This is a genomic window from Faecalibacterium sp. Marseille-Q0746 (assembly GCF_017377595.1).
GTDB lineage: Bacteria > Bacillota > Clostridia > Oscillospirales > Ruminococcaceae > Faecalibacterium > Faecalibacterium duncaniae.
The window spans coordinates 22018-45145 of record NZ_JAFREI010000003.1 but is presented as its reverse complement, the minus strand read 5'-3'; the positions used below and the strand labels follow the sequence as shown (position 1 = coordinate 45145).

The 23128-nt window shown below is 59.7% G+C and carries 22 protein-coding genes and 1 tRNA gene; 13 read left to right on the top strand and 10 right to left on the bottom strand.

The window, feature by feature from the left end:
• The first annotated feature begins 86 nt into the window (after window positions 1–86).
• Window positions 87–1745 (top strand): dihydroxy-acid dehydratase, encoded by a 1659-nt coding sequence (gene ilvD / locus J3351_RS02760; RefSeq protein ID WP_005929346.1) that lies wholly within the window; start codon window positions 87–89, stop codon window positions 1743–1745.
• 128 nt (window positions 1746–1873) lie between these two features.
• Here ilvD and J3351_RS02755 read toward each other — a convergent pair.
• The 6 genes from J3351_RS02755 to J3351_RS02730 form a co-directional block, all read right to left on the bottom strand.
• Window positions 1874–1950: transfer RNA gene (locus tag J3351_RS02755), tRNA-Met, on the bottom strand.
• An 89-nt stretch (window positions 1951–2039) separates the two neighbouring features.
• A complete protein-coding gene (locus tag J3351_RS02750) occupies window positions 2040–3206 on the bottom strand; it encodes a DUF4349 domain-containing protein (protein WP_207697087.1) in 1167 nt (388 codons plus the stop codon).
• A complete protein-coding gene (locus J3351_RS02745) occupies window positions 3193–3684 on the bottom strand; it encodes an RNA polymerase sigma factor (RefSeq protein ID WP_005929342.1) in 492 nt (163 codons plus the stop codon). Before J3351_RS02745 ends, J3351_RS02750 begins: the two co-directional genes overlap by 14 nt.
• A 103-nt stretch (window positions 3685–3787) precedes the next feature.
• On the bottom strand, window positions 3788–4360 hold the full coding sequence (locus tag J3351_RS02740; protein WP_242699284.1) for a hypothetical protein: 573 nt from the start codon (window positions 4358–4360) through the stop codon (window positions 3788–3790).
• A 219-nt stretch (window positions 4361–4579) separates the two neighbouring features.
• Entirely contained in the window at window positions 4580–5578 is a 999-nt protein-coding gene (gene argF / locus J3351_RS02735) for an ornithine carbamoyltransferase (RefSeq protein ID WP_207697085.1), read from the bottom strand.
• Between the two features lie 328 nt (window positions 5579–5906).
• On the bottom strand, window positions 5907–6386 hold the full coding sequence (locus tag J3351_RS02730; RefSeq protein ID WP_035393303.1) for a dCMP deaminase family protein: 480 nt from the start codon (window positions 6384–6386) through the stop codon (window positions 5907–5909).
• Between the two features lie 243 nt (window positions 6387–6629).
• Here J3351_RS02730 and J3351_RS02725 point away from each other — a divergent pair, with 243 nt between their 5' ends.
• On the top strand, window positions 6630–8714 hold the full coding sequence (locus tag J3351_RS02725) for an elongation factor G (protein WP_207697084.1): 2085 nt from the start codon (window positions 6630–6632) through the stop codon (window positions 8712–8714).
• Window positions 8715–8907: 193 nt separating this feature from the next.
• Here J3351_RS02725 and J3351_RS02720 read toward each other — a convergent pair whose 3' ends face one another.
• The 3 genes from J3351_RS02720 to J3351_RS02710 form a co-directional block, all read right to left on the bottom strand.
• Complete coding sequence (locus J3351_RS02720; RefSeq protein WP_207697083.1) at window positions 8908–9492, bottom strand: flavin reductase family protein; 585 nt, start codon at window positions 9490–9492, stop codon at window positions 8908–8910.
• Entirely contained in the window at window positions 9489–10466 is a 978-nt protein-coding gene (locus tag J3351_RS02715) for a glycosyltransferase family 2 protein (RefSeq protein ID WP_117534545.1), read from the bottom strand. Before J3351_RS02715 ends, J3351_RS02720 begins: the two co-directional genes overlap by 4 nt.
• A gap of 149 nt (window positions 10467–10615) precedes the next feature.
• A complete protein-coding gene (locus tag J3351_RS02710; protein WP_156066649.1) occupies window positions 10616–11296 on the bottom strand; it encodes a Crp/Fnr family transcriptional regulator in 681 nt (226 codons plus the stop codon).
• 178 nt (window positions 11297–11474) lie between these two features.
• Here J3351_RS02710 and J3351_RS02705 point away from each other — a divergent pair, with 178 nt between their 5' ends.
• From J3351_RS02705 to J3351_RS02695, 3 genes are all read left to right on the top strand, one after another.
• Window positions 11475–12497 (top strand): ABC transporter substrate-binding protein, encoded by a 1023-nt coding sequence (locus tag J3351_RS02705; protein WP_207697129.1) that lies wholly within the window; start codon window positions 11475–11477, stop codon window positions 12495–12497.
• A gap of 63 nt (window positions 12498–12560) precedes the next feature.
• Complete coding sequence (locus J3351_RS02700) at window positions 12561–13337, top strand: ABC transporter permease (protein WP_207697082.1); 777 nt, start codon at window positions 12561–12563, stop codon at window positions 13335–13337.
• Window positions 13330–13908, top strand: coding sequence for an ATP-binding cassette domain-containing protein (locus tag J3351_RS02695; RefSeq protein WP_207697081.1), 579 nt, complete (start codon window positions 13330–13332; stop codon window positions 13906–13908). Before J3351_RS02700 ends, J3351_RS02695 begins: the two co-directional genes overlap by 8 nt.
• A 447-nt stretch (window positions 13909–14355) precedes the next feature.
• Here J3351_RS02695 and hemW read toward each other — a convergent pair whose 3' ends face one another.
• The gene (gene hemW / locus J3351_RS02690) at window positions 14356–15438 is read right to left on the bottom strand and encodes a radical SAM family heme chaperone HemW (protein WP_207697080.1); all 1083 of its coding nucleotides are present in this window, start codon (window positions 15436–15438) and stop codon (window positions 14356–14358) included.
• Window positions 15439–15551: 113 nt separating this feature from the next.
• Here hemW and J3351_RS02685 point away from each other — a divergent pair, with 113 nt between their 5' ends.
• From J3351_RS02685 to J3351_RS02650, 8 genes are all read left to right on the top strand, one after another.
• Window positions 15552–16253: a Bax inhibitor-1/YccA family protein gene (locus tag J3351_RS02685; RefSeq protein ID WP_207697079.1), complete on the top strand. Its 702-nt coding sequence runs from the start codon at window positions 15552–15554 to the stop codon at window positions 16251–16253.
• A gap of 145 nt (window positions 16254–16398) precedes the next feature.
• The gene (locus J3351_RS02680) at window positions 16399–17190 is read left to right on the top strand and encodes a M23 family metallopeptidase (RefSeq protein WP_207697078.1); all 792 of its coding nucleotides are present in this window, start codon (window positions 16399–16401) and stop codon (window positions 17188–17190) included.
• A 135-nt stretch (window positions 17191–17325) separates the two neighbouring features.
• Window positions 17326–18708 (top strand): NAD(P)/FAD-dependent oxidoreductase, encoded by a 1383-nt coding sequence (locus J3351_RS02675; RefSeq protein WP_242699283.1) that lies wholly within the window; start codon window positions 17326–17328, stop codon window positions 18706–18708.
• Between the two features lie 34 nt (window positions 18709–18742).
• On the top strand, window positions 18743–19408 hold the full coding sequence (gene cmk, locus J3351_RS02670) for a (d)CMP kinase (RefSeq protein WP_207697077.1): 666 nt from the start codon (window positions 18743–18745) through the stop codon (window positions 19406–19408).
• Window positions 19409–20020, top strand: coding sequence for a 1-acyl-sn-glycerol-3-phosphate acyltransferase (locus J3351_RS02665; RefSeq protein ID WP_207697076.1), 612 nt, complete (start codon window positions 19409–19411; stop codon window positions 20018–20020).
• Window positions 20021–20154: 134 nt separating this feature from the next.
• The gene (locus tag J3351_RS02660; protein ID WP_005929303.1) at window positions 20155–22065 is read left to right on the top strand and encodes a bifunctional 4-hydroxy-3-methylbut-2-enyl diphosphate reductase/30S ribosomal protein S1; all 1911 of its coding nucleotides are present in this window, start codon (window positions 20155–20157) and stop codon (window positions 22063–22065) included.
• 181 nt (window positions 22066–22246) lie between these two features.
• Window positions 22247–22834 (top strand): GtrA family protein, encoded by a 588-nt coding sequence (locus tag J3351_RS02655; RefSeq protein WP_207697075.1) that lies wholly within the window; start codon window positions 22247–22249, stop codon window positions 22832–22834.
• 149 nt (window positions 22835–22983) lie between these two features.
• A complete protein-coding gene (locus J3351_RS02650) occupies window positions 22984–23121 on the top strand; it encodes a hypothetical protein (RefSeq protein ID WP_005929299.1) in 138 nt (45 codons plus the stop codon).
• Window positions 23122–23128 lie beyond the last annotated feature (7 nt).

Here is a 23128-nt window from a genome sequence, read left to right as displayed (position 1 = left end):
GTTCAGCCCAAAGCTGCTTTTAAAACTAAGAAAGGCTCCCTCCTTTGGGAGGGGGTCTTTTGTTATAAGGAAAAGAGGAACAAACCATGAGAAGTGACAACGTGACCAAGGGCTCGGAGCGGGCCCCCAACCGAAGCTTATTCTACGCACTGGGTTACACCCCCGAGGAGCTGGAGCGCCCGCTGATCGGCGTGGTCAGCGCTTACAGTGAGATCGTGCCCGGCCACATGAATCTGGATAAGATCGCCGATGCCGTCAAGGCCGGTGTGGAGATGGCGGGCGGCACCCCCATCCTGATCCCGGCCATCGGTGTCTGCGATGGCATCGCCATGGGCCATGTGGGCATGAAGTACTCCCTGGCCTCCCGCGAGCTGATCTGCGACAGCGTGGAGACCATGCTGATGGCCCATCAGCTGGACGGCCTGGTGCTGGTGCCCAACTGCGATAAGATCGTGCCCGGCATGGTCATGGCCGCTGTCCGCATGGATGTGCCCGCAGTGGTCTGCTCCGGCGGCCCCATGCTGGCCGGCAGCTACGGCGGCGAGGAAGTCAGCCTTTCCAAGATGTTTGAGGCCGTGGGCGCTTACAAGGCCGGCATGATCACCGACGAGCAGCTGGAAGACTGCACCTGCAACTGCTGCCCCAGCTGCGGCAGCTGCTCCGGCATGTACACCGCCAACAGCATGAACTGCCTGTGCGAGGCCATCGGCATTGCCCTGCCCGGCAACGGCACCATTCCGGCAGTCTACTCCAAGCGCCTGCAGCTGGCAAAGCACGCCGGTATGGCCATCATGGACATGGTCAACAAGGGCATCACCGCCCGCCAGATCATCAACGAGCGCTCCATCCGCAACGCACTGACCTGCGATATGGCGCTGGGCTGCTCCACCAATACCGTCCTGCATCTGCTGGCCATTGCCTACGAGGCCGGTGTGCCCATTGACCTGAAGCTCTTCAACGAGATCAGCGCCAGGACCCCCAACCTCTGCCATCTGGCCCCCGCAGGCCCCACCCACATGCCCGACCTCTACGCCGCAGGCGGCATCCCCGCTGTGCAGGCCGAGCTGGCCAAGAAGGGCCTGCTGGATCTGGATGTGCCTACCGTCACCGGCAAGACCCTGGGCGAGAACATCAAGGGTGCCCACATCCTGAACGAAAAGGCCATCCGCCCCATCGAGAACCCCTACTCCCAGACCGGCGGCCTGCAGATTCTGTGGGGCAACATCGCTCCGGACGGCTGCGTGGTCAAGCGCAGTGCCGTGGCCCCCGAGATGCAGCAGCACTCCGGCCCGGCCCGCGTGTTCAACAGCGAGGAAACCGCCATTGCAGCCATCTACGCAGGCCAGATCGTTCCGGGCGATGTAGTGGTCATCCGCTACGAGGGCCCCAAGGGCGGCCCCGGTATGCGCGAGATGCTCAACCCCACCTCCGCTCTGGCCGGTATGAAGCTGGATAAGACCGTGGCCCTCATCACCGACGGCCGCTTCTCCGGTGCATCCCGCGGCGCGGCCATCGGCCATGTCAGCCCCGAGGCTGCTTCCGGCGGCCCCATCGGCCTGATCGAGGAGGGCGATACCATCAGTATTGATATCCCCAACGCAAAGATCACGCTGGAGGTCAGCGACGAGGTGCTGGCCGAGCGCAAGGCAAAGTACGTTGCGCCCGAGCCCAACATCAAGACCGGCTGGCTCAGCCGCTATGCCCGCATGGTCACCAGTGCAAACCTGGGTGCGGTGCTGAAGTGACCCGGAAGACCGCATAACAGCAAAAGCTCCCGACGCGCAGAACGTCGGGAGCTTTTTTTATCCGAAACAGCGGGATACAGAAAATGGGACAAAAAGAAAAGCATCCTGAATCACTTCAAGATGCTTGGTGGTTGCGGGGGCCGGATTTGAACCAACGACCTTCGGGTTATGAGCCCGACGAGCTACCAGACTGCTCCACCCCGCGATATTTACTTGTCTGCATCAGCTGTTCGCTGACTGCTCAAGTATAATACCACAGAGGCGGGTGGATGTCAAGGGTTTTGGAAAAGTTTTTTACTTTTTCTTTCTGGGGTGGCGGACACGGTAGTAGATCACGCCGCAGACCGCGCCAATGAGGATGGCGGGCCATGCACCCACAAGGAACACCGCCACGGCCTGTGCACCGGACACGAAGCCGGTCCAGCCATTGCGCAGGGCGGCCAGCAGCTTTGCGCCGAAGCTGGTGCTGGTGGGGGTCAGGGTCTCCACCTCGTTCAGGGTGATATAGACGGTGCAGCAGGAAACCTGATTGCTGTACCAGTCCAGCTGGCTCTGCCAGCTCTCGATCTGGTACTGCACATCGCTCAGGCTGGACTCGATCTCCAGCAGGTCGGCCAGGGTGTCGGCCTGGGCCTGCAGCTCCTGCAGGCGGGTGCGCTGGGCGGTCAGGCTGGCCAGCCGGGCCTCGGTGTCCATATACCGGGTGGTGATATCCTCCGCCTGCTGGTTCTGGTAGGTCACGCTGCCGGACTGGGCAGCGGCGGCCAGAAAACTCTTGTAGCTGTCCTGAGGCACCCGCAAAGTCAGGCTGACGCTCCGGGTGCTGTCGGTGTTGGTGTACTCGCTGCTGGATTCCATATAGCCGTCCGCGTCAGAAAGGGCCGCATCCAGTGCCGCACGGGCGGTATCGTAATCCCGGGTCTCCAGCGTGAGGTTGGCAGTATAGATGATCTTGGCGCTGTCGGCGGTGCGGGTGGAAGCATCGCTCTCCGCTTCGCCGGAGGTCAGCAGGGAACCGCCGGTGGCAGTGTCTGCTGACCGGTGGCCGTCCTCTGCGCTGAAGGAGGAGATACCGTTGTCCGCAGAACCGTAGGTGGCGTTTTCGGTGTCCTCCATGGAGTAAACAGCTGCCTGCGGGGCGGCTGCCCTGGTGGCGGCGGCAGAGTAGTTGGAGGAAGAGCCGCCGCCCAGCAGGGTGACCCCTTTCCATTCGTAGGCATACACGGCACCGTACAGGCAGACCCCGCAGACTGCCACGCAGGCGGCCAGCTGGGCCCAGCGCCGGGCGGGGAAGCGGAGTGGCTTCTTCTGTTTTTTGGGGGTCGGGGAAGGCGCGGGCATGGCGATGCTCTTGGCACCGGGGGTCTCGGCGGCATTGGCCTGCAAGGCAAGCAGCTTTGCCTTCAGGTCATCGGAAGCGTGCAGATCGTCCACTTCCATCTTGTATTCATACCACCTCATCTTCGATCTCCTCCTTCAGCAGCGTATGTAACTGGGCGCGTGCCCGCCGCAGCCAGCTGAGCACCGTGTTGGTGGGCGCACCCAGCATCCGGCCTACCTCGGCGGCGGTGTAGCCCTCGTAATAATGGAGGTACACGGCGTTGCGGTAGTTTTCCGGCAGAGTGCGCACCGCATCGAGCACACTGCCGTCATTTCCGGATTCCGGGGCAGGAATGTTTTCGTCCAGTTCGGTGTCCTTCTGGCGCGCGGCCCGGGTGATATCCCGGCAGCGATTGATAGCGACCCGCAGCAGCCAGGCTTTGAGGTGCTCCTCACTCTCAAAGCGGCCTTCGTAGCGCAGGAGCTTTTCAAACACATCCTGCACCACGTCCTCCGCGTCGGCGGCGCAGCTGCAATTGTGCATCGCGGCGCGGAACACGGTGTCGCTGTATCGCTGTACAGCCAGCGCAAAAACTTCGTCTTTGGTCAACTGTCCCATAAGTCTCTTTCTCTCCTTTGCGGCCCCGGGCGGGGCTGGTGGAAACAACTGTTTCAAAGGGACGTTTCACCCCATATACGGGTGAAGCGCACGGATTATTGCATTAACGATAAAGCCTTTGGAAAAGGGCAATTTTCTCCGCAAGATACAGATCTGCTTTGGGGTGGGCCAGCCAGTGCTTCTGCCGGGTGGTCTGGCACAGGCGGCGGGCAAGGGCGGCAGGGTCGGTGTCGATGGCCTCCACATCCTGCAGGGTCAATTGCAGGGTCAGAGCGGCCGGGACATCCGGCAGGGGAGGCAGCGGGTCCTCCCAGACAAAGGGAGGCAGCAGCTGCACCGCGCAGACAGCGCGGGAACACTCCTCGGTGAGCAGCAGGGCGGCGGGGGAGCCATCCGGCTCCACATGCAGGCTGCTGTAAAGCAGCTGGAGGTTCCGGGGAGCAGAGAGCAGAACAGCACCCTTGTCCGCCGCTTCGCTGAGGGTGAGGCACCCGGCGGCCTCGTCGGCATAGATGCGCCGGGCCGGTGCCCGGAAGCTGGCATAGAGCGCAGGCAGGTGGAAAACGCCCGCCTTGTCCAGCCCGTGCTGCAGCAGCAGATAGAATTCGGTCAGCGGGTGGTCCGGGTCCGGCTGCGGCATCCCGAAGTCCGGCCGGGAAAGATGTCCTCCGCCCATAGTCTCCCTCCTTTTCCAGAGCATTACGCTTTTAGTATATGGGTTTTGCAACGGATTTTCAACTGTAATTGCAACGCTTTCGGAGAATGGGAAATTTTCCCGCGCGGCCAGAACCCTTTGCGGGGGAGCCTCCGGCAGACCAAAACGGGAGACAGGAACAAAAAGCCCGATCGTTCGGAAACGACCGGGCCTGTGCATATTGTGCTGAGAGAGACGCAGTTACTTCTGATAGCCCAGCGTAGCTGCCATCACGGCTTTGATGGTGTGCATCCGGTTTTCGGCCTCGTCAAAGACGATGCTCTGGGGGCTCTCGAATACCTCATCGGTCACCTCCATGGCATCGCGGCCAAAGCGCTCGCCCATCTCCTTGCCCACAGCGGTCTTGTGGTCGTGGTAGGCGGGCAGGCAGTGCATAAACACGGCCTTGGAGCCTGCAATATTCATCAGCTCCTGATTGATCTGATAGGGGGCCAGGTCGTGGATGCGCTCGGCCCAGACCTCGATGGGCTCGCCCATGGAAACCCACACATCGGTGTAAAGGACATCGGCACCCTGGGCAGCCTTGGCGGGGTCCTCCTCAAAGGTCAGGGTGGCACCGGTCTCGGCGGCAATGGCCTGACACTGTGCGATCAGGGCGGCATCCGGCTGATACTTTTTGGGGGCGCAGGCGGTGAAGTGCAGGCCCATCTTGGCACAGCCCACCATCAGGCTGTTGCCCATGTTGTAGCGGGCATCGCCGAAGTAGACGAAATGGATGCCCTTCAGGCTGCCGAAGTGCTCCCGGATGGTCAGGAAGTCGGCAAGGATCTGGGTGGGATGGAACTCGTTGGTCAGGCCGTTCCAGACCGGAACACCGGCGTAATGGGCCAGGTCTTCCACGATCTCCTGCCCATAGCCGCGGTACTCGATGCCGTCAAACATCCGGCCCAGCACCCGGGCGGTGTCGGCAATGGATTCCTTTTTGCCGATCTGGCTGCCCGACGGGTCAAGGTAGGTGACCTCCATGCCCAGATCGTGAGCGGCGACCTCAAAGCTGCAGCGGGTGCGGGTGGAGGTCTTTTCAAAAATCAGGGCGATGTTCTTGCCTGCCAGCTGCTCATTGTGGCGGATGCCGGCCTTTTTCTTGGCCTTCAGGTCAGCGGCCAGATCGAGCAGCTCCTCGATCTCGGCAGGGGTGTAGTCCAGAAGCTTCAGAAAACTGCGATTTTTCAGGCTCATTGTATACTTTCCTCTCTATGCAATGCAAAATGTATATTTATTCGATAAGATGGTCCTATTATATAACGAATAAACTGTATTTTCAAGGGAAAGTTTTGGGAGAAACCTCTCAGTCGCGGGCGCTGCCGCGACAGCTCCCCTAGTAGGGGAGCCCTTGGCAGAGGATTCATTTTTCGCAATGATCGCTGGCGCTCCAAAACCGATGCCTGCCGCAGGGCAAACAGGAGCGAAGCGCTGACCCACGAAAACGCAACGGTATGCCAAGGCCTCTCCTACTAGGAGAGGTGGCATCGAGCGAAGCGATGATGACGGAGAGGTTTAACTCCCCTTACAGCTCCAGCAGTTCCTTCCGCCCGCTGGGGGTGTAGGCGGTCAGGCGCACGCCTGCCTTTTTGAACATGAACCGCGCCGCCACGCTGGAATCGGAATCGTGGTACTTGTCGCCGTAGTACACCACCTCGGAGATGCCGGACTGGATGATGGCCTTGGCGCACTCGTTGCAGGGGAAGAGGGTCACGTAGACCCGGGCACCCTTCAGGTTGTTGTGGGCGCTGTTCAGGATGGCGTTGAGCTCCGCATGGCAGACGTACATGTACTTCGTGTCCAGCGGGTCGCCCTCGCGCTCCCACGGCATGGCATCGTCATCGCATCCAATGGGCATTCCGTTGTAGCCCAGGGAGAGGATCTTGTTCTCCGGGCTGACAATGCAGGCTCCCACCTGGCTGCTGGGGTCCTTGGAGCGCATGGCGGTGAGCAGGGCGATGCCCATAAAGTATTCATCCCAGTTGATGTAATCGGTGCGTTTCATGGCAAAGTGCCTCCCTCTATCTTTTATTGGGTCTATTGTACCATGCCAACCCACGTCCTGCAATCGATTTTGCGCGCATCCGGTCAAAATGCACAAAAGAACCCTGGGAAGTTTGGCGGGCAGGTGAAAGAAAATTTCGGACAATCTATTTGAAAATCATTTTGAGTGTGGTATTATCTTTGTAAAATATGCCACAAAAACGGAGAGACTGCTCCGTGCGGCGGAAATGAGGGAAAAACCGATATGAAATACGCAAGCAACAACATCCGTAATATCTTGATTGCAGGCCATGCCGGCAGCGGCAAAACGACGCTGACTGAGGCACTGGTCTATTTTTCGGGCGCAGCAGAGCGTATGGGCCGTGTTGAGGACGGCACCACGATTTCGGACTTTGACCCTGAGGAAGCAAAGCGGAAGGCAAGTCTGTCGGCATCCGTGGTGCCGGTGGAGTACGAAGGCATCAAGTACAACCTGATCGATGCGCCGGGCCTGTTCGACTTTGAGGCAGGTGAGTATGAGGGCATCCGCGCTGCCGAGAGCGTGCTGGTGTGTGTTTCCGGCCGCAGCGGCGTGACCGTGGGCGCGGAGAAAGCCTTCCAGCTGGCCCGCAAGAACGGCAAGGCCACCATGGTGTTCATCTCCAAGTGCGACCTGGAAAATGCCAACTACTTCAAGATCCTGGAGGAGATGAAGATCAAGTTCGGCTCCACCGTCTGCCCCTGTGTTGTGCCCGCCAAGCTGGACGACGGCACCCCTGTTTACATCAACCTGTTCAGCCAGAAGGCCTTCAAGTATGAGAGCGGCAAGCAGATCCAGGTGGAGCTGCCCGATATCGGCCACCGCTTCCAGGGCCTGATCGAGGCTATGAGCGAGGCCATTGCCGAGACCGACGATGAGCTGATGGAAAAGTTCTTCGGCGGTGAGCCCTTTACCACCGAGGAGATCGTTGAGGGAATGCGCAAGGGCGTTAAGGACGGCCTGATCACCCCCGTGTTCTGCGGCAGCGCTGTCAACCAGCAGGCATTGGATATGCTGCTGTTCAATATGCACAAGCTCCTGCCCAGCCCGCAGCACGATGCCGCCATCCTGGCCGAGGATGCCAATGGTGAGCCTGTGGAGCTGCATTGTGATGAGACCGAGCCCACCGCAGCCTATGTCTTTAAGACTGTGGCTGACCCGTTCGTGGGCAAGCTGAGCTACCTGCGCGTGATCAGCGGCAAGGTGACCGGCGGCGCTGCTCTGGTCAACGCCCGCACCGGCGAGACCGAGAAGATCGGCAAGCCCCTGACCGTCATCGGCAAGAAGCAGGTCGAGACCGACGGCATCGGTGCCGGTGATATCGGCGCTGTGGCAAAGCTGGTCAGCGCAAAGACCGGCGATACTCTGTGCGATGCTTCCCGCGTGGTCAAGCTGCCCGCCGCTGCCTTCCCGCTGCCCAGCCTGTTCATGGCAGTCACCGTGGCCAAAAAGGGCGATGAGGGCAAGATCTCCAGCGCACTGGCCCGCCTGATGGAAGAAGATCCGACCCTGAGCTACATCAATAATGCTGAGACCCACCAGCAGATCATTGGCGGTCTGGGTGAGCAGCATCTGGATGTGGTCAAGGCCAAGCTGAAGAATAAGTTCGGCGTGGAGATCGGTCTGGAAGCTCCCCGCATTGCCTACCGTGAGTCCATCCGCAAGGCCTGCCAGAAGCAGGGCCGCCATAAGAAGCAGACCGGCGGCCACGGCCAGTTCGGCGATGTCGTCATCAACTTCGAGCCCTGTGACAGCGAGCAGGTCGTGTTTGAGGAAAAGGTGTTCGGCGGCAGCGTGCCCAAGAACTTCTTCCCGGCAGTGGAAAAGGGTGTCCGCCTTGCCGCCGAAAAGGGCGTGCTGGCCGGTTATCCTGTGGTCGGCCTGAAGGCCACCCTGCTGGATGGCAGCTACCACCCCGTGGACAGCTCCGAGATGGCCTTTATCATGGCTGCAAAGCTGGCCTATAAGGCTGCAATGCCCGAGGCAGGCCCCGTCATTCTGGAGCCCATCCATACCCTGAAGGCCCATGTCCCCAACGACAACACCGGCGATATCATGGGCGATGTGACCAAGCGCCGCGGCCGCGTGCTGGGCATGGAACCCGATGAGGATGGCATGCAGACCGTCATTGCCGAGGTCCCGCTGGCTGAGCTGAGCAACTTCACCACCTTTATCCGGCAGATCACCCAGGGCCGCGGCTGGTTCACCACCGAGTTTGCCCGCTACGAGATCCTGCCCGAGATGCTGGTGCCTGCCGTGGTGGAGCAGGCCAAGAAGCTGGGCAACCTGGATGAGGGTGCGGAGGATTAAACCACTCCGTCTCGCATACGCTCGGCCGTTCTCCCGGTAGGAGAGCCAAGTTAAGTTCCTATTGACATTACCGGAGCCCTGCTGGCAATTCCCTCTGCCGGCGGGGCTTTTTGTTGTTGGGGGGAAGGGAACAAAACAGAAAAAGGCGGAGCATCAGCTTACTGCACTGATGCCCCGCCTTTTGCAGGTCAGATCATTTTTTCCGTTTTCCGGGTTTCTTTTTCCGCACGCTGTACCCGAAGGTGCCCAGCTTTTTGCCCAGGCTCAGGTACTCGCCGTGGCTGTACACGATCAGCTTTGCCTTGTCCAGGCAGAGCTTGCCGTTCTCGTCCAGCAGGCTCTCATCCACATCGCAGGCCACGACTTCGGCCAGGAACAGGTCATGGCTGCCCAGCGGGATGACCTGCGTGACCCTGCATTCCAGATTGACCGGGCTCTCCTCCAGGATGGGGCAGTCGGTCAGAACGCTGCCCGGGGCGGCATGGAGCTTACAGGTGGCAAACTTGTCGTTGTCGCGGCCGCTCTTCACGCCGCACCAGTCCACCGCACGCACCAGCTGTTCAGTGGGCAGGTTGATGGCAAACTGTCCGCTCTCCTTGATGAGGTGGTGGCTGTACCGTTCGGGGCGGACGCTGATGGATACCATGCTGGGCTGGGTGCAGATGGTGCCTGTCCAGCCGATGGTAATGAGGTTGGGCTGCTCCAGCCCGCCGCAGGAGACCAGCACCGGCGGCTCCGGGTTCAGCAGGGTGCTGCCCCGCCAGCTCTGTTTGCTCATCCGTGATACTTCCTTTCATAGGGGGCCCAGGTGCGCTCCGAGATGATGTAGCGCGGGCGGGCCTTTGTTTCCATATAGATCTTGCCGATGTATTCGCCGATGACACCCAGGCAGACCAGCTGCACGCCGCCCACAAAGCAGACGATGCAGATGGTGGAGGCCCAGCCGGCCACCACGCTGCCCATGGCCGCCTGCACAATGGCCCAGATCACGCCGATGAAGCTGATGAGGCTGACCACGATGCCTGCCCCGGTGATGAGCCGGATGGGCTTGTTGGAAAGGCTGGTGATGCCATCAAAGGCCAGCGCCAGCATTTTGCGCAGGGGATAGTGGCTCTCACCGGCCAGCCGCTCGTGCCGCTCGTAGAACACCTGCTCGCTCTGGAAGCCCACCAGCGGCACCATGCCGCGCAGGAAGATGTTGACCTCCTTGTAGTCGGCAAAGCTGTCCAGCACCCGGGCGCTGATGAGCCGGTAGTCGGCGTGGTTGAACACGATATCCGCGCCAAGGGCATTCATCAGGTGGTAGAAGCCCTCGGCAGTGAAACGCTTGAAGAAGGTGTCGGTGTCCCGGCGGCTGCGCACGCCGTAGACCACCTCGGCACCGTCCAGATATTTCTGCACCATCTCGTCCATGGCGTTGATGTCATCCTGACCATCGCAGTCAATGGAGATGGTGATGTCGCAGTTGTTGGCGCGGGCCTCCATCAGGCCCGCCAGCACGGCGTTCTGGTGGCCCCGGTTCCGGCTCTGGGAAATGCCGATGAAATGCGCATCCTGCTTTGCAAAGCCGCAGATGAGCTCCCAGGTCTTATCGCGGGAACCATCGTTGACGAACAGCACCCGGCTCTTGTCGCTGATCATGCCTTTTTCGGTGAGGCTGGTGATCTTTTGCAGGAACATCGGCGCTGTAATGGGCAGTACCTGCTCCTCGTTGTAGCAGGGGATCACGATCCAGAGAATTGGTTTAGACATAGTTACATATCACTTTCATCTTATAGAAATCTACCCGAAACAGCAAGGGCCGAAAGCCTTTGGAGCCGCAGGCGAAATACTCGGACTTGCCCGGCCTGCCAAGGGCTCCCTTATTAGGGGAGCTGGCGAGCGAAGCGAGACTGAGAGGTTTATAGAATCATCTGCCGCAAAGCTTCCGGCTCCAGCAGCTTGAAGCTGGAACGGTAGGTGTCCAGCAGGCCGTCCCGCTGCATCAGGCTCAACTCCCGGGAAAGGGCGCTGCGGTCACAGTTGAGGTAATCGGCCAGCTGGATGCGGGAGAAGGGGATGGTAAAGGTCATGCTGCCCTGTTGCTCGGCCTCGCTGAGCAGGTAGGCGCAGACCTTGGCCCGCAGGGTCTTCATCACCAGCAGGTCCACCCGGCGGGAGAGCAGGAAATATTTATCGCTGATGGTCCGCACCAGATTCTGCAGCAGGCGCTGGCGGGCGGTGGAGCCGTCCGGCTGAAGCAGCTTTTCGTAGGGGAAGAGCAGGACCTCGCAGGGGGCGGATGCCACCACTGTGACCGGGCTGTCCAGGCTGGAACCACCCAGCACGTCACCAAACACGCCCCCCGGCCCCATGTGGGTGATGGGGATCCGTGCCCCGCCCGGTGCCGGGCGGTAGGCCTCGATGCTTCCGGTCAGCACAACGCCGACCCGGCGGCTGGGGGCCCCGGCCTGCACCAGCGCCTCGCCCCGGCCATAACTGCGGATGCAGGCCCCAAGCTCACTGAGCAGGGGGCGCAGTTCCCCGGCAGAGATCCCGGCAAAAAGAGAGGTGGATTGTAACAGCGGCAGATAGTTTTCCATGTCAGTTCCGTGAGGTTTTCCCCGGGCCCTCACCGCCCTTCTGCAATTCCGTTGCATGGGCAACGGTATTTTTAGCTCCATTATAGTAAACTTGAGCGCGTAAAGCAAATGATTTTGCAAAATTTGCAAATTTTGTTTCTGGTTGAAACAACAAAGAGAGGAAGGAATCTGAACCATGATGAAAAAAATGACCTCCCTGCTGCTGTCGGCGGCGCTGATGATCAGCCTGCTGGCCTGCGGGGCTTTTGCCGCCAAAACAGAAAGCGGCGTGCGCATTGCGGGCCTGAAGGGCCCCACCACCATGGGCCTGGTCAATCTGCTGGATATGGAGCGCAGCGGCAAGGCCAGCCAGCACTACGACTTGCAGCTCTACGGTGCAGCGGACGAGATCGTGCCCAAGCTCATCAAGGGTGAGCTGGATATGGCCGCCATCCCCGCCAATCTGGCCGCGACCCTTTACCAGAAGACCAATGGCGGCATCCAGGTGATGGCAGTGAACACGCTGGGCGTGCTGTATGTAGTGGAAAAGGGCGACAGTGTCCACAGCTTTGCCGACCTGAAGGGCCGCACCATCCTGTCCACCGGCAAGGGCACCACGCCGGAGTATGTTCTGCGCTACCTGCTCACCAAGAATGGCCTGGACCCCGACAAGGATGTGAAGATCGAGTATTACAGCGAGGCATCCGAGGTGACTGCCCAGATGGCCGCCTCCAAAAAGGATGCCATTGCCGTTCTGCCCCAGCCCTATGTGACCGCTGCCCAGCTGAAGGACAGCAGCCTGCGGGTGGTGCTGGACCTGACCAAGGAGTGGAACAAGGTCTGTGACACCCAGCTCATCACGGGGGTCACCGTTGTCCGCACGGAGTACGCCAAAGAGAACCCGGACATCGTGGCAAATTTCCTGCGAGATTACGAGAAGAGCATCAAGGCCGCCCAGACAGATGTTGCCGGTACGGCGGCTCTCTGCGAGGAGACCGGCGTGGTGGCCAAAAAGGCCATTGCCCAGAAGGCGCTGCCCCAGTGCAACATCGTTTACCGTGTGGGGGACGAGATGAAGGCCGATGTCAACGCCTACCTCAAGGTGCTGTATGATGCTTCCCCCGCTGCAGTGGGCGGCAAGCTGCCGGATGCAAACTTCTACTACACAAAGGCTACGCCCGGCCAGGTGTTCTGGAAAAGCGTCCAGCGCAGCTTTCAGTAAACCGATAAAAAGGAGAGCCGTGCAGCCGCACGGCTCTTTTTGAGTGAGAACGGAGCAGGTAAAATGAAACAGACAAAAAAACGCCGCACAGGGCTGCTGGCAGCGGCGGTGTTCTGGCTGGCCGTCTGGCAGGCGGCGGCTATGGCCATCGGGCAGGAGGTCTTTCTGGTGTCACCCATTCAGGCGGCGGGCACCCTGATGGAGCTGCTGCCGCAGGCCGATTTCTGGCAGCGGGTGGGGTTCAGCGCCGGGCATATCCTGCTGGGTTTTGCGCTGGGCGTGGTGGTCAGCGTTCTGCTGGCGGCTTCCGCCGAGCGCTGGGCCTGGGTGGACACGCTGCTGGCCCCGGTCATCCAGCTGGTCAAGGCCACGCCGGTGGCCAGCTTCATCATTCTGGCGCTGGTGTGGGTCAGCGGGCGGTCGCTCTCCATCCTCATCAGCTTTCTGATGGTCCTGCCCGTGCTGTACAGTGCCGTGCGCACCGGCATCGAGAGCGCGGACGTGCAGCTGCTGGAAATGGCACAGGTGTTCCGTCTGTCGCTGGCCCGGCGGGTCAAAGCCATCTGGCTGCCCGCCATTCTGCCAGCCTTCCGGCAGGGGTGCAGCGTGGCGCTGGGCATCTGCTGGAAGAGCGGTGTGGCCGCCGAGGTCATCGGCCTGCCCGATGGCAGCATCGGAGATGCCCTCTACCGGGCAAAGATCACACTCTCTACCGGGGAGCTGTTCGCCTGGACGTTCGTCATCATCCTGCTGAGCGCAGGCTTTGAGAAGCTGTTTCTGGCCCTGCTGGACAAGGCAGTGGCCCGTGTGTTGGGAGAGGATGTGACGAAAAATGATTAACAAACTGGAAATTTGCGGATTAACAAAACGCTTTGGAGAAAAAACGCTCTTTGAGGATCTGGATCTGACCCTTGCGGAGCCTGCCGTTCTCTGGGCACCCAGCGGCTGGGGCAAGACCACTCTGCTCCGCATCCTGATGGGGCTGGAAGCACCGGATTCCGGCACGGTGCAGGGCGTGGGCCGGGTCGGTGCTGTCTTTCAGGAGGATCGGCTCTGCCCGCAGCTGACCGCCGTGCAGAACGTGGAACTGGTGCTTCCGGAGGGGAAAACACAATACAAAACGCAAATTGCGCCGGATTTTCAACGATTTGGATATGATGAGCAGGCGCTTGCCCTGCCTGCCCGGAAGCTTTCCGGCGGGCAGAAGCGCCGTGCGGCCCTGCTCCGCGCTCTCTGGGCCGGGTGCGATACCCTGCTGCTGGACGAACCCTTCACCGGCATGGACCCCGAGACCATGAAAAAAGCCGCAGCGCTCCTGAAAGAGCGCCGCGGCGAACGGGCTGTTTTGTTGGCTACCCATGACCGGGAAGCCATCCGGGAGCTGGGGTGGAGGGTCATTGACCTGACGTAAGTGATTGTATTTTGTCAGAAAATATGATATCCTAAAAATACAGCTTTTAAGCTGTCATCAGGTGTTGCCTTAAACGTAGGCGGCTGAACGCTCCTTACCGAACCGCAAAGGTTTTACTTACTGGTAAACAGGCATCGGGAGGGCGGCTTTTTTGGGCGCACAATCCCGACGCTTCGGCGAAAGGAGGAATGCGCATGACTTTGTCAGAAGTGCTGCTGCTGTTGACATTTGTTTCCAGCGTAGCATATGGTGTTTTTGACATCACATGGAAAATCAGCCATGACGACAAAAGATATAAAAACAAAAAAGACTGACCGCCATCTATGCTTCCCCAAGCAAATCGGTCAATCTTTTTTGATACGAGTAACGTAAGGAGCTAGCCGTTTGGAGGGCAGCACCTTTTGTAATTTCAGTATATACGTTTCAACGTAAATTGTCAAGCAAAAGTCACAGCAGCTCCGCCAGAATGCTGTTCTGCACAATGAGCCCGGCGGGGGTGAGGGCAAGGGTGCTGCCATCGAAGGTGGCATAGCCGGACTTCACACAGTTTTTCACAAAGGCGAGCTGGGCGGTGGAAAACTCCTTCCCGTAGCGGGCCTTATAGGCGGCAAGATCCAGCCCCTTGCGCAGCCGCAGCTGTAAAATGAGATAGTCCTCTGCGCCGCAGCCTCCGTCCATAACGGGGGCTGCTTTGTCGTTCAGGAAGGCCTCGGTGTCGGCGGGGTAATAGAATCGTCTGCCGCCCATGCAGGAGTGCGCCGCCGGGCCAAGGCCGAGGTAATCCCCACAGTCCCAGTAGATGAGGTTGTGCCTGCCCTCATAGCCGGGCTTTGCAAAGTTCGAGATCTCATACTGCCGGTATCCGTGGTGCTCCAGGTGTTCCACGGCGTAGAGGTAAAAGTCTGCCGCTTCGTCGGGGGAGGGCAGGCCCTCGGGCGGGTGCCTGCCAAAGGCGGAATCCGGTTCGATCTTTAAGAGGTAAGCGGAGATGTGCGTTGCCCCGCCCTCCGCAATGAGCTCCAGTGTCTCGTCAAACTCGGCCTGCGTATAATGGGGCAGGGCCAGCATGATGTCGCCGCTGATGTTGGTAAAGCCTGCCCGCCGTGCCGCCGCAAAGGCAGCCCGGGCCTGCCGGGCGGTGTGGGGGCGGCCCAGCGTTTTCAGCTGGCTGTCCCGGGCCGACTGTACCCCGAAAGAGATGCGGTTCACCCCAGCTTCCCGGAAACCGCACAGGGTCTGCTCGGTTACGGTCTCAGGGTTGGCCTCCAGCGTGATCTCCGCCCCGGGTGTCGGAGCTGCCGCCGCAATGAGCCGGGCGGCATCAGCAGGGGAGAGCAGGCTGGGGGTGCCGCCGCCAAAATAGATCGTGTCCGGGTGAAGAGGCGCTTCCGGCGCAAAGCGGGCAAGCTCCCGCAGAAGGGCATCCACATACTGGGTGGGCACGCCGCGCTGGCCGGGGGCAGAATAGAAATCACAGTACCGGCATTTGGAAAAGCAGTAGGGAATATGCAGATAAAGTCCAAGAGACATACAATATCACAGCCTTTTTCACGAAACGTTCATTTCTATGCAGTATACTATAAAACGTAGACCGGAGCAAGGCGGAATGCCCGCCCCGGCAAAAAGACTGGAGGAGTTCCACAATGGATTACAGAAATTATGACCGCGGCTATGCGGAGCCCACGATGAGCGCATCGGACTATATGACCCGCACCTACCGCTGGATGGCCTGCGGCCTGCTCATCACCTTCGCCATGGCCTATCTCACTGCGACGACCTCGCTCATCTATCTGGTCGATTCGCTCTATCTTGTGCTGACCATTGCGGAGCTGGCGCTGGTAATCGTGCTGAGTTCCCGGGTGCAGACCATGTCGGTGGGAGCTGCCCGCGCGACCTTTTTCGGTTATGCACTGCTCAACGGCATGGTGCTGAGCTACTATTTCCTTGTTTTCTCTGCAAGCACCCTGATCATGGCGCTGCTGGCAACGTCCCTCTACTTCGGGCTGATGGCTGTTTACGGCACCACCACCCATAAGGACCTGACCGGCTGGGGCCCCCGCCTGATGATGGCTCTGATTGCCATGATCATCACCGGCTTTGTGGGGATGCTGTTCGGCTTCGGCTTTGGCGGCTCGGTGCTCTACTGCGGCATCGGTCTGGTGGTGTTCATGCTGCTGACCGCTTACGATACCCAGAAGCTGCAGCAGATGTACAGCTACTACTCCGCTGATGCTGAGATGGTCGAAAAGGCTTCCATCTATGGCGCGCTGACCCTGTATCTGGACTTCATCAACATCTTCCTGTATGTTGTCCGCCTGATGGGCAACAACCGCCGCCGCAGCTGATCTGTGTATTTCAGCCCTCTCCGTCAAGGCCTCAGGCCTTGACGGAGAGGGTTTTCTTTTTATAAAATGTGTATAAACCCGGTTCCGGAATCGCATACTGCAATCAGAAAATCAAGCGAAACCATGACGGATTGGAGTAACGAACATGGAACAGATCAGGAAATTTCTGCGGGACAAAGGGTTTGCACTGGCACTGCTGGCCTGTCTGGTGGCGGCAGCGGCGGCGGGGGTCTGGGCGGTGCGCACCGTGCGCGACGAGCTGGACAAGAACCTTTCGGGCCTGAAGACACCGGACAGCACATCCACGGCCCCCGGCATCGATGAGGGGCTTTCCACCACCACGCCACAGGAGGACGAAACAACATGGGAATGGCCGACCGAACCCGCCGCAAACAGTGTAAGCAATGTGCCCAAGGCGGCCTCCTCGGCATCGCGGAGTGCATCTTCGGCCTCCTCTGCGCCGCAGGCTGGCTCTGGCTCGGTGCGCGAACCATCCGCGCTGCAAGGTGCATCCTCGCCTGCCAGCAGTTCGGCAGCGCCTGCTTCCACGCAGCCGATCTCTGGCAGGGTGCTCAATGGATACAGCGGCGATGAGCTGGTCTACAACAAGACCCTGGGCGACTGGCGCACCCACAACGGCATCGACTATGCCTGCGCAAAGGATGCTGCCGTCCAGAGTCCTACGGCGGGCACGGTGGTGCTGGCCGGTTCCGATGGCAGCTGGGGCCCCACTGTGGCCATCAAGGACAGTGCGGGCCGTGTCTGGCGGCTCTGCGGCGTGGCCAGCCCAGCGGTGAAGGAGGGTGAGACGGTCAGTGCCGGGCAGACATTGGGCAAAGTGGGCAGCGTCAGCTGTGAATGCGCCGAGGAAAGCCATATCCACCTGGAAGTGAAGCAGGACGACAGTTATCTTGACCCCGCAAAACTGATGCAGTGACCCCAAGCGGCAGACACGACTGTCTGCCGCTTTTCTGTGCTTTTCCAAAGGAATGCAGATTGCAATTGCGGGCCGATTCTGGTATGATAAACTAGAACAAATTTCGACAGGCAGTGAATTGCGGGAGGAACCAGAATGGCAAAGGTGTTGATCGTGGGGGCCGGTGCGGCCGGGCTGATGGCGGCGGGGGCCGCTGTGCGGCAGGGGCATCAGGTAACGGTGCTGGAGCATACCGACAAGCCCGGTCAGAAGATCCTGGTCACGGGCAAGGGGCGCTGCAATGTGACCAACGACTGCACTGCGGAGGAATTTCTGCACCATGTCCGCACCAATCCGCGCTTTCTGTTCTCCTCGCTGGGGGCGTTCCCGCCCGCCAGGACCATGGAGCTGTTTGAGAGCCTGGGCGTGGAGCTGAAGGTGGAGCGTGGCCGCCGGGTGTTCCCGGTGTCCGACAAAGCCGAAGAGATCCGGCAGGCACTGCTCCGCTACGCACAGGACGCGGAGATCGTCTATGACGGGGCAAAAAAGCTGCTTCTGGAAGAGCTGCCCCCGGAGCCGGAAGCCGCCCCTGCCGTGCCGGAAAATCCGCGCCATCCCAAAAAGAAAAAAGCCGGGCCTGCCCTGCGCTGTGTCGGTGTGCGGGGGACTTCCGGGAAAGAATACCGGGCCGATGCCGTGTTGGTGGCCACCGGCGGTGTGAGCTACCCCACCACCGGCTCCACCGGTGACGGCTACCGGCTGGCCCGGCAGGCCGGGCACACCCTTGTGGAGCCGGTGCCCAGTCTGGTCAGTCTGGTCAGCCATGATCCGGACTGCAAAAAGATGATGGGTCTTGCCCTGAAAAATGTGACCCTGACCCTTTTTGAGGACGGCAAGGACATCTTTGAGGAGCAGGGCGAGATGCTGTTCACCCACTTTGGCATCAGCGGCCCGCTGACCCTGAGCGCGTCCAGCCATCTGGGCGATATGAAAAAGCACAAGTACCACGCCGAGATCGACCTGAAGCCCGCCCTGAGCGAGGAGCAGCTCTATGACCGCATCACCCGGGATTTTGCCCTGCTGGCCAACCATGCCGCCCAGGGGGCGCTGGTCAAGCTGCTGCCTGCCAGTATGCAGCCGGTCATGGTGGCGCGCTGGGGCATTGACCCCGCCACAAAGGCCAACCAGATCACCCGGGAGCAGAAGCGGGAGCTGGTGCGCCTGATGAAGCACTGGAACGTGCCCATCGATGCCCGGGGCGACCTGGCCCATGCGGTCATCACTTCCGGCGGCGTGTCCGTGCGGGAGGTGGACCCCAGGACCATGCAGAGCAAGAAGGCGCTGGGCCTTTACTTTGCAGGTGAGGTGCTGGATGTGGATGCCTATACCGGCGGCTACAACCTGCAGATCGCTTTCTGTACGGCGCAGAGCTTTGCGAGGAATCTGGACGAAACCTCTCAGTCATCTGCGCTTCGCTTGATGCCAGCTCCCCTAGTAGGGGAGCCCTTGGCATTACGTAAAGTTTATACTGACCGATGAAAGAAAAGCTTATATTACAAAAGGAGCGTATCAAATGGTTTCAGTTGCAATCGACGGCCCTGCGGGGGCAGGAAAATCCACCCTGGCGCGGCGGCTGGCCGCAGAGATGGGCTACATCTATGTGGATACCGGTGCCATGTTCCGCACCATCGGCCTGTATGCCCTGCGCAAGGGCGTGGACCCGAAGGACAATGCGGCGGTCAACACCCTGCTGCCGGAGATCGGCCTGCGGGTGGACTGCATTGACGGGGAGCAGCATATCTATCTGAACGGTGAGGACGTGAGCACCGCCATCCGCACGGAGGAGGCCGGCATGGCCGCCTCTGCCGTGGGTGCCAACCCGGAAGTCCGCGCCTTCCTGCTGGAGCTGCAGCGCGGCATGACCAAGACCCAGAACGTCCTGATGGATGGCCGGGATATCGGCACTGTGGTGCTGCCGGATGCCACGGTCAAGATCTTCCTGACCGCGGCCCCCGAAGCCCGGGCCAGACGGCGCTGGCTGGAATACCAGCAGAAGGGCATGGAGGTCGCCTTTGAGGATGTGCTGACTGATGTGAAGCAGCGGGACTATCAGGACACCCACCGTGCCGCCGCCCCCCTGAAGCAGGCCGAGGATGCAGTGCTGCTGGATACCTCTGACCTCAACTTTGAGCAGAGCCTTGCGGCGATGAAAAAGATTATTGCAGAAAAGGTTAATTAAATGGTACTATATTACATACTGCTGCCGCTGGCCTGGCTGGTGTTCCACATCGGCTTCCGGGTCCATACCATTGGCCGCGAGAACCTGCGCAAGGTGCAGACCAAAGGCTGCATCATTGCTCCCAACCACGTTTCAGCCATTGACCCGGTATTCATCGTCATCAGCCGGTTCTGGGGCAGGCGGATGCTCGTTTTTGCCAAAAAGGAGCTGTTTGAGATCAACGCCCTGCTCACCTGGTTCTTCCGCTGCAGCGGCGCGCTCTGCGTGCGCGGCACCAAGGAGGAGCTGGAGATCATTGACCGGACCGTGGAGGCCTGCCGGGCGGGGGAGACTTTGCTCATCTTCCCGGAGGGCACCCGCGAAAAAGAGGGCAGGCTCCTGCCGCCCAAGAGCGGCCTGTTTGTCATTGCGGCGCAGGCTGGGGTGGATGTGGTGCCGGTGCGCATCCGCTACGATACGCCGGACGGGAAGATGCGGCTGTTCTGCCGGGTGAACGTCATCTACGGCGAGCCGATGCCCGCCGCCCAGTTCGCCATGGAGAGCCGCCGGGATATGAAGGTGCTCCGGGCCAATAAGCAGGCACTGCTGGATACCTGGGAACAGCTGAAGTGAGAACCTCTCCGTCACCTTCGGTGACACCTCCCCTGGTAGGGGAGGCAGGAAAACAACAGCGTAAACTTGGCTCCCCTATCAGGGGAGCTGCCGAGCGAATGCGAGGCTGAGAGGTTTAGAGAAGGAGAAACGCTATGGAAATTCGTCTTGCCAAAACCGCTGGCTTCTGCTTTGGCGTGAACCGCGCGGTGGAGCTGACCTACAATCTGCTGAACGAGGGCCATAAGGTGGCAACGCTGGGCCCGCTGATCCATAACCCGCAGGCGGTGGCCGATATGGAAAGGCGCGGTGCGCTGGTGGCTGATACCGTGGACGATATCCCCACCGGGTACGAGGTCATCATCCGCAGCCACGGCGTGCCCCGCACCATCTATGATACTTTGGAGCAGCGCGGCCTTGTTTACCACGATGCCACCTGCCCCTTTGTGAAGAAGATCCAGAGCATTGCCGCCCGGGCCGAGGCCGAGGGCGCGGTGCTTCTGGTGGCCGGTGATGCTGCCCACCCCGAGGTGCAGGGCATCGTGGGCCATACCCGGGGAGAGGTATTTGTGTTCAGCGATCTGGACGAGCTGAAGGCCTGGAAAGGCCCTTCTGACCCCCAAAAGCCCATTTTTGCGGTTGCACAGACCACATTTCAGGTAACAAAATGGCAAGAAAGTTCGGAGTTTCTCAAAAAAGCCTATACAAACGCCCGAATTTTTGATACAATATGTAATGCGACGTGGGCGAGGCAACAGGAAGCGGAAGACCTCAGCCAACAATGCGACATCATTGTTGTCATTGGCGGTCATCATTCTTCCAATACCCAAAAGCTGGTACAGGTCGCCGCAAAGCATACGAAAGCCGTGACGGTCGAGACAGCGAGCGAACTTCGGCCGGAATGGTTTGCAGATGTAAAAACGGCGGGCGTAACAGCAGGGGCTTCAACGCCATCGTCTATTATTGAGGAGGTACTTAACAGTATGAGCGCAGAAATCAATGACAGCATGAGCTTCGAGGAGATGCTGAACGCATCCGAGGAGAAGCGTGTTCATGCAGGCAGTATTGTGAAAGGAATCGTGACCAGCATCTCTGCCAACGAGATCCAGGTGGATATCGGAGCCAAGCAGACCGGCTTTGTCAAGCTGAGCGAGCTGACCGATGATTCCTCCGCCAAGGTCGAAGACCTGGTGAAGGTTGGCGATGAGCTGGACCTCATCGTCGAGAAGGTTATGGACCAGGACGGCGTTATCCAGCTCTCCCGCAAGAAGCTCGCATCTCGCAAGGGCATGGAAGAGATCGCCAAGGCTGCTGAATCCGGCGAGGTCGTCGAGGGCGATGTCACCGAGTTCAACAAGGGCGGCGTTGTCGTCAACGTCAAGGGTGTTAAGGTGTTCGTTCCCCGTTCTCAGGCCACGATGCGCCGTGACGAGGACTACACTGCTCTGGTTGGCCAGCATGTCCAGCTGGTTGTTACCGAGTGCTCCGGCCGCAAGATCGTCGGCAGCATCAACAAGGTCACCGCTGAGCAGAACAAGGCAAAGCGTGAGGAGTTCTGGGCAAATGTCGAGGTGGGCAAGACCTACACCGGCGTTGTCAAGAGCCTGACCTCTTACGGTGCATTCGTCGATATCGGCGGTGTGGACGGCCTGTGCCACATCAGCGAGCTGAGCTGGAACCGCATCAAGCATCCCTCCGAGGTTGTCTCCGTTGGTGACACCATCGAAGTGTATGTGAAGGACATCGACACCGAGAACCACAAGGTTTCTCTGGGCTACAAGAAGGCTGAGGACAACCCCTGGGAGCAGCTGAAGAACAACTACCCCATCGGCAGCACCTTCCATGCTCCGGTCGTGTCCCTGACCAAGTTCGGTGCATTCGTCCGCATCCTGCCGGGTGTTGACGGTCTGGTCCACATCAGCGAGATCAGCAATGATCGCGTTGAGAAGGTCTCCGACGCACTGAAGGTCGGCGATATGGTCGATGTGAAGCTGCTGGATGTTGACTTCGACAAGAAGCGCATCAGCCTGTCCATGAAGGCTCTGCTGAACGACGACGCTGAGTAATCAGTCCGTGGTTCGCTGAGTTTCAGACACAATGCGACTGCAGCCCCGTTGCCGGGTAACGGCGGCGGGGCTGTTTTTGTTAAATCTCTCAGTCAAAGCCTTGCGGCTTTGCCAGCTCCCCTAATAGGGGAGCCCTTGGCAAAACCGGGAACTTTGGACTGAATGAGGAAGGTTTGACGGTATGATTAACTGGTTAAAGAAGCACTGGGAGGTCATCTCCTACCTGATCTTCGGCGTGCTGACCACCCTGCTGAATATTGTGCTGTACGCGCTGTTCAACAGGCTGTTCGGCTACACAGCCGCCAACAGCTGGGGCAATGTGCTGGACAACATCCTCTGCATCCTGTTTGCCTACGCCACCAACCGGGCCTTTGTGTTCAACAGCAAGACCAGAGGCAGGGCGATGGCAAAGGAGTTTGGTGCATTTGTCACCTGCCGTCTGGGCACCATGGTACTGGATGCCGCCATTATGATGATCGGCGGCAACCTGATGGCCGCGCAGGGTGCCGCGTGGATGGAGGGGCTGCTGACGGGCGTGTTCACCCACCTGAACCCCGAAACGCTGGTGGGCATTACATCCACAATGGTCCACACAACGGATTCCAGCGCTGCCATTGCCGTCATCGGCGGGGCCGATGGCCCCACGGCAATTTTTGTCACCGGAGACCTCCAGTCACTGTGGGGCATGGTGGTGAAAGTGTTTTCCAATGTACTGGTGATTGTGCTGAACTATGTGTTCAGTAAGCTGATCATCTTTAAGAAAAAGTAACTCCCTCTGTCTGCACCTACGGTGCAGCCACCTCCCTCTGGGAGGGAGGCATTGCCTTGCATTTGCCGACAAGGCTCCCTCTCAGAGGGAGCTGTCACCGAAGGTGACTGAGGGAGTTTTAAGTAACAAAACAATGGAGGTACGGTATTATGAAACGTGGTCTGAAAGGTTTTGCATTCCTGGTTTCCGGTCTTGTTCTGGGCATCATTGGTGCCACCGCATCCGTAACGGCAATTGCCCTGAGCGCTGTGGGCATGGCAAAGGTCCGCCGTGCCAGCAAGAATTGATGGAGGA

Excerpts from the sequence above, each read along its gene's own strand:
- ilvD (WP_005929346.1), top strand. The coding sequence starts at position 87 with ATGAGAAGTGACAACGTGACCAAGGGCTCGGAGCGGGCCCCCAACCGA.
- J3351_RS02750 (WP_207697087.1), bottom strand. The coding sequence starts at position 3,206 with ATGAGGTGGTATGAATACAAGATGGAAGTGGACGATCTGCACGCTTCC.
- J3351_RS02745 (WP_005929342.1), bottom strand. The coding sequence starts at position 3,684 with ATGGGACAGTTGACCAAAGACGAAGTTTTTGCGCTGGCTGTACAGCGA.
- J3351_RS02740 (WP_242699284.1), bottom strand. The coding sequence starts at position 4,360 with ATGGGCGGAGGACATCTTTCCCGGCCGGACTTCGGGATGCCGCAGCCG.
- argF (WP_207697085.1), bottom strand. The coding sequence starts at position 5,578 with ATGAGCCTGAAAAATCGCAGTTTTCTGAAGCTTCTGGACTACACCCCT.
- J3351_RS02730 (WP_035393303.1), bottom strand. The coding sequence starts at position 6,386 with ATGAAACGCACCGATTACATCAACTGGGATGAATACTTTATGGGCATC.
- J3351_RS02725 (WP_207697084.1), top strand. The coding sequence starts at position 6,630 with ATGAAATACGCAAGCAACAACATCCGTAATATCTTGATTGCAGGCCAT.
- J3351_RS02720 (WP_207697083.1), bottom strand. The coding sequence starts at position 9,492 with ATGAGCAAACAGAGCTGGCGGGGCAGCACCCTGCTGAACCCGGAGCCG.
- J3351_RS02715 (WP_117534545.1), bottom strand. The coding sequence starts at position 10,466 with ATGTCTAAACCAATTCTCTGGATCGTGATCCCCTGCTACAACGAGGAG.
- J3351_RS02710 (WP_156066649.1), bottom strand. The coding sequence starts at position 11,296 with ATGGAAAACTATCTGCCGCTGTTACAATCCACCTCTCTTTTTGCCGGG.
- J3351_RS02705 (WP_207697129.1), top strand. The coding sequence starts at position 11,475 with ATGAAAAAAATGACCTCCCTGCTGCTGTCGGCGGCGCTGATGATCAGC.
- J3351_RS02700 (WP_207697082.1), top strand. The coding sequence starts at position 12,561 with ATGAAACAGACAAAAAAACGCCGCACAGGGCTGCTGGCAGCGGCGGTG.
- J3351_RS02695 (WP_207697081.1), top strand. The coding sequence starts at position 13,330 with ATGATTAACAAACTGGAAATTTGCGGATTAACAAAACGCTTTGGAGAA.
- hemW (WP_207697080.1), bottom strand. The coding sequence starts at position 15,438 with ATGTCTCTTGGACTTTATCTGCATATTCCCTACTGCTTTTCCAAATGC.
- J3351_RS02685 (WP_207697079.1), top strand. The coding sequence starts at position 15,552 with ATGGATTACAGAAATTATGACCGCGGCTATGCGGAGCCCACGATGAGC.
- J3351_RS02680 (WP_207697078.1), top strand. The coding sequence starts at position 16,399 with ATGGAACAGATCAGGAAATTTCTGCGGGACAAAGGGTTTGCACTGGCA.
- J3351_RS02675 (WP_242699283.1), top strand. The coding sequence starts at position 17,326 with ATGGCAAAGGTGTTGATCGTGGGGGCCGGTGCGGCCGGGCTGATGGCG.
- cmk (WP_207697077.1), top strand. The coding sequence starts at position 18,743 with ATGGTTTCAGTTGCAATCGACGGCCCTGCGGGGGCAGGAAAATCCACC.
- J3351_RS02665 (WP_207697076.1), top strand. The coding sequence starts at position 19,409 with ATGGTACTATATTACATACTGCTGCCGCTGGCCTGGCTGGTGTTCCAC.
- J3351_RS02660 (WP_005929303.1), top strand. The coding sequence starts at position 20,155 with ATGGAAATTCGTCTTGCCAAAACCGCTGGCTTCTGCTTTGGCGTGAAC.
- J3351_RS02655 (WP_207697075.1), top strand. The coding sequence starts at position 22,247 with ATGATTAACTGGTTAAAGAAGCACTGGGAGGTCATCTCCTACCTGATC.
- J3351_RS02650 (WP_005929299.1), top strand. The coding sequence starts at position 22,984 with ATGAAACGTGGTCTGAAAGGTTTTGCATTCCTGGTTTCCGGTCTTGTT.